Source organism: Saccharomonospora saliphila YIM 90502, assembly GCF_000383795.1.
GTDB classification, from domain to species: domain Bacteria; phylum Actinomycetota; class Actinomycetes; order Mycobacteriales; family Pseudonocardiaceae; genus Saccharomonospora; species Saccharomonospora saliphila.
The window spans coordinates 40,984-50,001 of record NZ_KB912728.1 but is presented as its reverse complement, the minus strand read 5'-3'; the positions used below and the strand labels follow the sequence as shown (position 1 = coordinate 50,001).

At 72.8% G+C, this 9,018-nt stretch carries 10 protein-coding genes, 1 tRNA gene and 1 pseudogene; 4 read left to right on the top strand and 8 right to left on the bottom strand.

What is annotated here, in order from left to right; all coding sequences use genetic code 11:
* Both SACSA_RS0119190 and SACSA_RS0119185 read right to left on the bottom strand, forming a co-directional pair.
* Positions 1 to 198 (bottom strand): annotated as a pseudogene (locus SACSA_RS0119190) (L-seryl-tRNA(Sec) selenium transferase); the annotation flags it as partial.
* Positions 199 to 239: 41 nt separating this feature from the next.
* Positions 240 to 331, bottom strand: a tRNA-Sec gene (locus SACSA_RS0119185).
* 86 nt (positions 332 to 417) lie between these two features.
* Between SACSA_RS0119185 and selD the strand changes: the two genes are divergently transcribed.
* Positions 418 to 1,410 carry a selenide, water dikinase SelD gene (gene selD, locus SACSA_RS0119180; protein ID WP_019819368.1) on the top strand — a complete coding sequence of 331 codons (993 nt, stop codon included), beginning with the start codon at positions 418 to 420 and terminating at the stop codon, positions 1,408 to 1,410.
* Positions 1,411 to 1,485: 75 nt separating this feature from the next.
* Positions 1,486 to 2,040: a YbhB/YbcL family Raf kinase inhibitor-like protein gene (locus SACSA_RS0119175; RefSeq protein ID WP_019819366.1), complete on the top strand. Its 555-nt coding sequence runs from the start codon at positions 1,486 to 1,488 to the stop codon at positions 2,038 to 2,040.
* Between the two features lie 24 nt (positions 2,041 to 2,064).
* On the opposite strand, the gene SACSA_RS0119170 is transcribed toward SACSA_RS0119175, so the two are convergent.
* Positions 2,065 to 2,451: a hypothetical protein gene (locus tag SACSA_RS0119170; RefSeq protein WP_019819364.1), complete on the bottom strand. Its 387-nt coding sequence runs from the start codon at positions 2,449 to 2,451 to the stop codon at positions 2,065 to 2,067.
* Between the two features lie 246 nt (positions 2,452 to 2,697).
* Between SACSA_RS0119170 and SACSA_RS0119165 the strand changes: the two genes are divergently transcribed.
* Together SACSA_RS0119165 and SACSA_RS0119160 are read left to right on the top strand one after the other, a co-directional pair.
* On the top strand, positions 2,698 to 3,291 hold the full coding sequence (locus SACSA_RS0119165) for a TetR/AcrR family transcriptional regulator (RefSeq protein WP_019819363.1): 594 nt from the start codon (positions 2,698 to 2,700) through the stop codon (positions 3,289 to 3,291).
* 90 nt (positions 3,292 to 3,381) lie between these two features.
* Positions 3,382 to 5,583 carry an MMPL family transporter gene (locus SACSA_RS0119160; protein ID WP_019819362.1) on the top strand — a complete coding sequence of 734 codons (2,202 nt, stop codon included), beginning with the start codon at positions 3,382 to 3,384 and terminating at the stop codon, positions 5,581 to 5,583.
* Between the two features lie 73 nt (positions 5,584 to 5,656).
* On the opposite strand, the gene SACSA_RS0119155 is transcribed toward SACSA_RS0119160, so the two are convergent.
* The 5 genes from SACSA_RS0119155 to SACSA_RS23850 form a co-directional block, all read right to left on the bottom strand.
* On the bottom strand, positions 5,657 to 6,157 hold the full coding sequence (locus SACSA_RS0119155; protein ID WP_019819361.1) for a DUF421 domain-containing protein: 501 nt from the start codon (positions 6,155 to 6,157) through the stop codon (positions 5,657 to 5,659).
* Positions 6,158 to 6,178: 21 nt separating this feature from the next.
* On the bottom strand, positions 6,179 to 6,517 hold the full coding sequence (locus SACSA_RS0119150) for a hypothetical protein (RefSeq protein ID WP_232213014.1): 339 nt from the start codon (positions 6,515 to 6,517) through the stop codon (positions 6,179 to 6,181).
* Between the two features lie 196 nt (positions 6,518 to 6,713).
* A complete protein-coding gene (locus tag SACSA_RS0119145) occupies positions 6,714 to 7,280 on the bottom strand; it encodes a hemerythrin domain-containing protein (RefSeq protein ID WP_019819360.1) in 567 nt (188 codons plus the stop codon).
* A gap of 110 nt (positions 7,281 to 7,390) precedes the next feature.
* Positions 7,391 to 8,116, bottom strand: coding sequence for an aminoglycoside adenylyltransferase domain-containing protein (locus tag SACSA_RS23855; RefSeq protein ID WP_019819359.1), 726 nt, complete (start codon positions 8,114 to 8,116; stop codon positions 7,391 to 7,393).
* A gap of 93 nt (positions 8,117 to 8,209) precedes the next feature.
* On the bottom strand, positions 8,210 to 9,018 hold an 809-nt coding region (locus tag SACSA_RS23850), incomplete at its 5' end, for an NAD(P)-dependent oxidoreductase (protein ID WP_019819358.1).

The following is a 9,018-nucleotide window of genomic DNA, read 5'->3' as shown; positions in this document are numbered from 1 at the left end:
CGCGGCGGTGGGCGGCAGCGCGGCGAGCGCGGTGTCGGCGACGTCGTCGGGCGCGATCTGCCCGGCGCGGGCGCGGTCCTGCGCGGCCACGATCGCCGCCTTGACCAGCTCACGGCCCAGCTCGTGGACGGCCTTGGCCAGGCGGGGTTCGCCCAGCAGCGCGTCGGTGCGGGGAATGCGCCTGCGCGCGTCAGCCACCCCGACCCCCTCGACGGCCGGGGCCGGACCGGTGGGTGTAGCGGAGGCGAACGGGAATCGAACCCGCCAACGACAGCGCCTGCCGTTCAACGGTTTTGAAGACCGTGCCGGTCACCAGGCCGGAAGCGCCTCCCTGGGACATACCGACATCCTGCCAAGAACTCGCCACGCACGCACGACCACTCGCCGAGTCCGGTTTCCTGTACCACGATGGGACCCATGGCCGTGCGACTGACCCAGTACGCCCACGGAGGCGGCTGCGCGTGCAAGATCCCGCCCGGCGAGCTGGAGAGCGTGGTCTCCGGCCTCGTCGGCGCCGCCCCCGCCCACCCGGCGGGTGAGCTGCTCGTCGGGCTCGACGACGGGGACGACGCCGCCGCCGTGCGTCTCGACGGCGACCAGGCGGTGATCGCCACCACCGACTTCTTCACCCCGGTCGTGGACGACCCCTACGACTGGGGACGCATCGCGGCGGCCAACGCGCTCTCCGACGTCTACGCGATGGGCGGCACCCCGGTGGTGGCGGTGAACCTGCTGTGCTGGCCCCGCGAGACGCTGCCGTTCGACCTGGCCGCCGAAGCCCTGCGCGGCGGCGCGGAGGTATGCGGCGCGGCGGGCTGCCACCTCGCGGGCGGGCACAGCGTGGACGACCCCGAGCCCAAGTACGGCCTGGCCGTCACCGGCGTCGCGCGGGCGGACCGGCTGCTGCGCAACGACACCGGACGGGCGGGACTGCCCCTGTCGCTGACCAAGCCCCTGGGACTCGGCGTGCTCAACACCCGGCACAAGGCCACCGGGGAGTACTTCGGCGAGGCCGTGGACGTGATGACCACGCTCAACGACTCGTCCGCCCGCGCCGCGCTCGCCGCCGGGATCGACTGCGCGACCGACGTCACGGGATTCGGCCTGCTGGGCCACCTGTACAAGCTGTGCCGGGCCGGCGGCGTGAGTGCCGTCCTCGATTCCGCCGCCGTGCCCGTGCTCGACGCCGCCCGCACCGCCGTCCGCGACGGCTACGTCTCGGGCGGCACGCGGCGCAATCTGGACTGGGTCGCCCCGCACACCGACCTCTCCCGCGTCGACGAGCACACCGCGCTGCTGCTGGCCGACGCGCAGACCTCGGGCGGGCTGCTCGTGGCCGGAGAGATCCCGGGCGCGCCGGTGATCGGCACACTCGTCGCCCGGGAAGAGCACACGATCGTGGTGCGCTGAGCGGGGCCCGGCGAGGGTTTGCCCGCGCCGGGCGCGGGAACCTCCGAGACCGGAGCCGGACGAGGGAGGACCGCGATGGCGCAGGAACGCCGGGACCGCGCCGCGGGACCGAAGGGCGACCGGGGCACGAGCCGGGGTGACCCGTCGATCGACGAACCGCCCCGCGCGATCGCGGCGGAGCTGGAGCTGCGCAGCCCCGCGTTCAACGACGGCACCCTGATCCCCGACCGCTACTCGCGGCAGGGCGGCAACGCGGTGCCGCCCCTGGAGTGGACGCACGTGCCCGACGGCACCGAGGAACTCGCACTGGTCTGTGAAGACCCCGACGCGCCCGGCGGCACGTTCACCCACTGGGTGCTCGTCGAGATCTCCCCGGACACCACGGGCGTCGGCGGCAGCGGCGACGACGTGCCACCCGGCGCGGCACGGGGCCGCAACAGCTTCGGCGACCTCGGCTGGGGCGGCCCGCACCCACCCGTCGGCGACGAGGCTCACCGCTACTTCTTCCGCCTCTACGCCGTCGACCGCCCCCTGGGCCTCGACGAGGGCGCCACGGCCGACGACGTCCACGCCGTCGCCGACGGGCACATCCTCGCGACCGGAACCCTGGTGGGTCTGTTCGCCCGGTGAGCCGTCTCGTAGGCGGCGATCGAGTCAGGACGCGGGCGGCCACCGCGGCAACTCGAGCTCGTGCTCGTCGGCCCACAAGCCGATCTGCGCGAGGCGGGGCTGATACGGCTGCCCCTCCTCGCGGGCGATGCCGTAGGCCAGGCAGCGACGGCACGTCACCGGCCGGTCGGTGACGGGGCGCAGCTCGTCGGACACGTCCGGGGTGTCGGTGCCGACACGGCAGGCCGGTGCGGGAACCTCCTCGTCACCGACCCACCGCCGGAGCCGGACGGCGTGGACGATGTCGGAACGACCCACACGCATGGCGCGCCCCTCGAAACGGCGGCGTTGGGCCGCCGCGAGCATGCGCAGGTGGGTGGAGGTGGGATCGGTGCGGCCCCCGAGCGTCCGGGGGCGCTCGTCACTGACCATGACCTCGACAGTATCCGCCGCATGCGGGGACGGGAATCGTTCGCGCCGGTCATGCCCGCAATGGAGCAGACACCGTGGCCCCGCGGCCGGAGCGCCTGGTGGGAATGGCCGGAGGCGCCGGAATCTCGGAGCCCGTACCGGAGGCACGAGCAGGCGAAACGAGCGAGTTTCGATACGTTTGCGTTTCGCTCGCGCCCGGGTCTACACTCGGACAGGTACGAAACGGTTTCGTTTCTTGGAGTCAGGATGTCCGGCCAGACCACCGCGCAGTCCCGCCGCACCCGGCTGACGCCGGAACGTGAACGCGCGGTGTTCGCCACGGTGGTGGAGCTCGTCCGCGAACAGGGCTACGAGGCCCTGACCATGGACGCGGTCGCGGCACGCACACGGGCGAGCAAGGCGACCCTCTACCGCCAGTGGGAGAGCAAGCCGAAACTCGTGGCCACCGCGCTGCGGCAGATGGCGGAGCCGCTCACCGACGTGGACACCGGATCACTGGCCGACGACCTGCGCCAGCTCGTCGCTCAGATCCTCGACCACGCCGACGAGGACACCGCGCTGCTCAACGGCCTGGCCCACGCCGTCTCCAAGGACCCGGAACTGTGGCAGGCGCTGTACGAACTGCACATCCGGCCGGGGCTGGAGATTCTCCACACGGTGCTCACGCGGGCACGCGAGCGTGGCGATCTCGCCCCCGACAACCCGGCGACGCCGTTCCTCCCACACCTGGTCCTCGGCGGGCTCAGCCTGCGCAAACTGATCGAGAACCGGGACGTGGACGCCGAGTACATGGAGGACTACCTGCGCGCCGTGGTCTTCCCCGCGCTCGGCATCGCCTGATCACACCCGTCCGACATCCACTGGGGGCTCCAGCGCCGTAGCGCCCGAAAGGCCCGCCCGTGCCCTCGACACTGGAGGAGTTTCTCGTTCATGGCCACGTTGCTGTACCGGCTTGGCCGGTTCGCGTTCCGGCGGAAGGGGCTGGTCGCCCTGGTCTGGGTGGTGGTGCTCGCCGCCGTGGGCGGCGCCGCCGCGACCAGTTCCTCGACCGCGTCGTCCACCATCTCCATTCCCGGCACCGAGGCGCAGCAGGCGTTCGAACTGCTGGAGGACCGTTTCCCCGGCAGCAACCCGGACGGCGCCACCGCCCGCGTCGTGTTCAAGGCGCCCGAGGGCGAGCAACTCACCGCTCCGGAGAACCGGACCGCGATCGGTGAGATGGTCGCCGACCTGAACCGGGGCTCGCAGGTGCAACAAGCGGTGGACCCGTTCCAGGCCCGCTCGGTCAGCCCCGACGGCACCATCGCCTACGCCCAGGTCAACTACGAGACCAGCGCCTTCGAACTGACCGACTCCTCCCGAGCGGCGCTCGAGGACGCCGCCGAACAGGGACGCGAGGCCGGGCTCACGGTCGAGGTGGGCGGCGACGCGCTCACGACCATCCCCGAGACCGGCAGCACCGAGGTCATCGGTGTCCTCGTCGCCGCGGTGGTCCTGCTGATCACCTTCGGGTCGCTGGTGGCCGCGGGTCTTCCCCTGATCACCGCCCTGATCGGGGTCGGCATCAGCGTCTCCGCAATCACCGCGCTGACCGGGGTACTCGAACTGGACAGCACCACGCCCATCCTGGCGACGATGATCGGCCTCGCGGTCGGCATCGACTACGCGCTGTTCATCGTCTCCCGCTACCGCGCCGAACTCGCCGAGGGTCACGCGCCCCGCGACGCGGTCGGGCGCGCCACCGGCACGGCCGGGTCGGCGGTGGTCTTCGCCGGCCTGACGGTCGTCATCGCCCTCGCCGGCCTGGCGGTGGTCAACATCCCGATCCTGACGAAGATGGGCCTGGCCGCGGCCGGTGCGGTGGTACTCGCGGTGCTGGTCGCCCTCACGCTCATTCCCGCGTTCCTCGGCGCGGCGGGCCCGCGCATCCTGCCGCGCAAGCGGCGCGGCGACGCGGCGGCCACGGCCCCCGACAAGCAGGGGGCGGGCACCCGGTGGGCCGGGTTCGTCCTGCGCCGCCCGGTCCTGGTGCTGCTGGCCGCCGTCGCCGGTCTCGGGCTGATCGCCGTTCCCGCCTCCGAGCTCCAGCTCGGCCTGCCCGACGACAGCTCCAAGCCCACCGACACCACCCAGCGCCGGGCCTACGACCTCATCGCGGAGGGATTCGGCCCCGGCACGAACGGACCGTTGATCGTGGCCGTCGACGCGACCGGCAGCGACGACCCGACGGCGGCCACCGAGCGCACTGCCGGCATGTTGCGGGGCCTCGACGGGGTCGCGGCCCTCACCCCGCCCACGCCGAACCGGACCGGCGACACCGCGATGCTCACGGTGATCCCCGCGTCCGAACCGAGCAGCACCGCGACCGAGGACCTGGTGCACACCATCCGGGAGACCGCCGGGGGCATCACCGATGCCACCGGCGCCGAGGTCCTGGTGACGGGGCAGACCGCCATGGGCATCGACGTGTCGGACAAGCTCAACGACGCGCTGCTGCCCTACCTTGCGCTGGTGGTCGGGCTCGCGTTCGTGCTGTTGATGGTGGTCTTCCGCTCGATCCTCGTTCCGCTCAAGGCCGCGCTCGGCTTCCTGCTGTCCGTGGTCGCCGCGCTCGGCGCGGTGGTGGCGGTCTTCCAGTGGGGCTGGCTCGCCGATCTCGTCGGCGTGGAACAGACCGGCCCGGTGATGAGCCTCATGCCGATCTTCTTGGTCGGCCTGGTGTTCGGCCTGGCGATGGACTACGAGGTCTTCCTTGTCACCCGCATGCGGGAGGCCTACGTCCACGGCGAGACCCCGCGCGAGTCGATCGTCACCGGCTTCTCGCACGGCGCCCGGGTCGTCACCGCCGCCGCGCTGATCATGATCAGCGTGTTCGCGGGCTTCGTCGGCTCGGACGAGTCGATGATCAAGATGATCGGGTTCGGACTCGCCATCGCGGTGCTGTTCGACGCTTTCGTGGTGCGCATGACGATCGTGCCTGCCGTACTGGCGCTGCTCGGCAAGACGGCCTGGTGGCTTCCCCGGCCGCTCGACGCGGCGCTGCCCAACGTCGACGTCGAGGGCGAGAAGCTCCAGCGGCAGCTCGGCCCGAACTCCGAGCACGAGCGGGAGCCCGCGGCCAGCCACTCCTGACCGCGTGCCCATCGCCAGTGCCGCCGACCCACGGGGCGGGTCGGCGGCACTGGCCACACCGCACGCTCGGCGGTCAGGTCCCGCCGACCGTCCCACCGGACTCCTCACCCGGCCGCTCCGGTTCGGTCGCGGTGGAGACCGGGATGATGCTGATCGCGCCGGAGCTTTCCAGGATGGCGTAGTCGATCTGCTCCATGCGCAACAGGCCCTGTTGGTGCCGGGCGGCGGCGAGCACGTCGTCGGTGGTGATGTGTTCCTTGGCCAGCCGGTGTTCCAGCGCGCGCCCGTGCTCCACCAGCACCACCGGCACCCCCTCGACGAGGCGGCCGACCATTCTGGACCGGAACTTGGCGAAATCGGCCGTGCGGTCGAGCAGGATCAGGGTGATGATCGCCAGGGCCGCGGTGGTCACGGAGTAGTCGTCGCCGATGAGAGCCTGCTGGGTCGCCTCACTGATGATCAGTAGCAGCACCAGGTCGACGGTGGTGACCTGCGCGACCGTACGTTTGCCCGTGATGCGGAACAGCACCACGACGATCAGGTAGATCGCCACCGCGCGCAGGACCACGTCCACCGCTGCCCTCCCCGCCGCCGGTCACGGATAGACGAACTGCCGGAACCGGACCGGTTCCGCGGAGGGAACGCCGACCGTGGCCCGCCGTAGCCCGGGGCCCGAGTCCGGACGGAGGCGGAAGGTCACCGTCACGGGGCCGTCGTGCCGGACGCGGAAGGTGTAGACGAAAGACCCGCCCACCGCGGTGACCGCGTCCGCGGCCGGGGTGAGCGCCAGCAGCTCGTTGGTGGCGAGGACGTTTTGCGCCACGGCGAGCCCGACCACGCCGTGCCGCGCGCTGTCCGGCGGGAACCGCACCCGCAGGCTGGTCTTCGCCGCGGTCGCGCACGAACCGGTCGTAGCCGACGAGGACACCGTCACCGCCGACGACCTCGGCGTCGGCGGCCCAGCCCTGGCCCCACACCCCGGCGAGCCCGGCGAGCACGATCAGGCCCATCGCCGCCCAGCCGATCCGGTTCGCCACCCACTCGCGGCGCTGGAACGGCGGGTACTCCCCGACCAGGTCCCCGATCTCGCTCCTGTCGTCACCCACGCCCGTCTCCCCCGGGCGGTGGTGTCAGGTCTGGCGTCCGCTCAGTCGGTCGCGGAGCCGGTCGACCAGCCCCGCACCGGGGTCGAGGATGCGGTTGGCCGGTGGTGTGTCCGGCGCCGCGGGGTGGGGCCGGGTGGGGGCGACCTCCTTGGCCCGCAGCACCTTCTCCCCCAGATCGGCCAGTTCGCTCGGCTCGCACGCCGCCCGCAGCCGGGGAAGAAGGTCGTTCTCCTCGTCCTCGACGTGGTGCCGGATCGCGTCCATCAGCTCGCGGAGCAGCTCGTCGAACCGCGCGTCCGTCGCGTCGACACCGTCGAGCCGCTTCATCAGCTCCTCGGCCTCGGCGTGTTCGGCGATCTCGTGGTCGGCGACCTCGTCGCCGTCGTCGAGGTGGCGCCGCGCGGCGGGGTACAGGTACTGTTCCTCGGCCACCGAGTGCCGCACGAGTTCGGCGATCACATGGTCGGCCAGGTCCCGCCTCCGCCGTGCGTCACCCACGCCCTGTTCCAGCTCGCCGAACACGCGTTCCACCGCGCGGTGGTCGTCCACGATGACCGTGACCAGGTCCCGTTGCTCTGATGCCGTCGACATGGACCCTCCTCCTCGGCGTTCGGTTCCCGATCCGGGTTTCCACCGGCAGCGCGCCGAAACCCGGCTTTCCTCCGTCGGCCGGGTGAACCGGCGGGAGTCACCGCCGCCGGTCAGCGTGGCAGGCGCCCGGCGAGCGCCTCGGCGGCGCGGTGCAGTTCGGCGGCGGGCACCGGCGGCGGGTGCGCGCCGCGGTAGTCGTCCCGGGCCCAGAGCAGGGCGCGCGCGGTGGGCCCGTCGACCGTGGACCGGACCCGGTCGGCGGCCTCGTCCTTCGCGACGATCGCGCCCGTCTCGACGGTGACGACCATGCGCGCCAGCGTCAGCACCACGTTGCGCTCGTCGCCCGCGAACTCCGCCAGCACGGTGGGCACGCTCGCGGCGATCGCCTCGCGCACGTCGCCTGCGGGCACGGGCGGAAGGAGTTCGTCCGGTGCCGGTCCGACCAGTGAGCGGCCACGGTCCCGGGCCACGACGAGACCGATGGTGAGGTCCGGGTCCGGTGCGGGCGGCCGCATCCGTCCCCGGACCAGCTCGTCACGCAGCCACTCCCCGAACTGGAACTCGCACCACGGCGGGAAGCGCCACGGCCACAACCGCGACCGCACCACGACCGCGACGTCCAGCGGAGGAGACGACGATCCGGGCGCGCCCGAGAGGTCGAGCAGGCGCGCGGCCAGCGCCCGCCTTGAGACCTCCGCGAGCGGTCTCGACACGACGACGAGCAGGTCCACATCACTCGTCGGCCGTGGGCCCGAGGTGACGCGCGACCCGTGCTCGATCACGGCGACCAGATCACCACGCAGCACGTCCGCGATGGCGGCGACGGCGGTCCTCACGGGCCGAGGCTGGCAGACCGGCGCCCGGCCCCGCACGCGAATTCTTCCCCCGCGTCGCGAGGCCGTGACCCCCGTGGCTTCCCGGCGCGCGACTCAGGCGTGGTGTGCACCGGATCGCTGGGGGGAACCGGCCCCGGCATCCGCTCCGGGCCCGGGCTCGCGCGCCTCGTCGGAGACCGCGAGCCCGGCGCGGCGTTCGTTCTCCAGCAGCACCCCGGCGCAGTCGAGGTCGCCGAGGCCCTCGTCGTCGGCGGCGGTGAGCACCTCGTAAGCCGCCTCCGTGGCGGGCAGGGCGACCTCCAGCCGTTGGGCGTCGGCCAGAGCGAGGCGCAGGTCCTTGCGCATCAGGGCGAGCCGGAAGTCGGCGCGGCCGAACGCACGGCGGGCCATGACCCCGCTCTTGAACCGCATCATCGGCGAGGCGTAGCCACTGGCCGCGATCATGTCGAGTAGCTGCTCGGCGCACAGCCCGGCCCGCCGACCGAGGACCACGGCCTCCGACAACGCCTGGAGCTGCACCCCCATCAGCAGGTTCAGCGCGACCTTGGCCGCGGCCCCCGTGCCGTGCCCGCCGAGGTGCACCACGTCCTTGGCGAGCACGTCGAGCACAGGCCGCAGCGCGGCGAGATCGGACGCGTCTCCGCCGATCAGGAACCGGAGCCCGCCCTCCCGGGCGTGCTCGACGTTGCCGAGCACGCGGGCGTCGAGCGGACGGTGCCCCGCCTCGGCCACCACACCGGCCAGCTCCCGCGCCTCGGGGGGCGCCACCGTGCTCAGATCAGCCACCACCGTGGAGGGTGGCGCGGCCGCGAGCGCGCCGTCGGGGCCCGACAGCACCGTGCGCACGGCCTGGTCACCGGCCACGCTGACGAGGAGCACGTCGGCGTCGCGGGCGGCCTCGG

Coding starts and splice junctions, on each gene's coding strand:
- SACSA_RS0119170 (WP_019819364.1), bottom strand. CDS start 2,451: ATGGTCAGTGACGAGCGCCCCCGGACGCTCGGGGGCCGCACCGATCCC.
- selD (WP_019819368.1), top strand. CDS start 418: ATGGCCGTGCGACTGACCCAGTACGCCCACGGAGGCGGCTGCGCGTGC.
- SACSA_RS0119160 (WP_019819362.1), top strand. CDS start 3,382: ATGGCCACGTTGCTGTACCGGCTTGGCCGGTTCGCGTTCCGGCGGAAG.
- SACSA_RS0119145 (WP_019819360.1), bottom strand. CDS start 7,280: ATGTCGACGGCATCAGAGCAACGGGACCTGGTCACGGTCATCGTGGAC.
- SACSA_RS0119175 (WP_019819366.1), top strand. CDS start 1,486: ATGGCGCAGGAACGCCGGGACCGCGCCGCGGGACCGAAGGGCGACCGG.
- SACSA_RS0119165 (WP_019819363.1), top strand. CDS start 2,698: ATGTCCGGCCAGACCACCGCGCAGTCCCGCCGCACCCGGCTGACGCCG.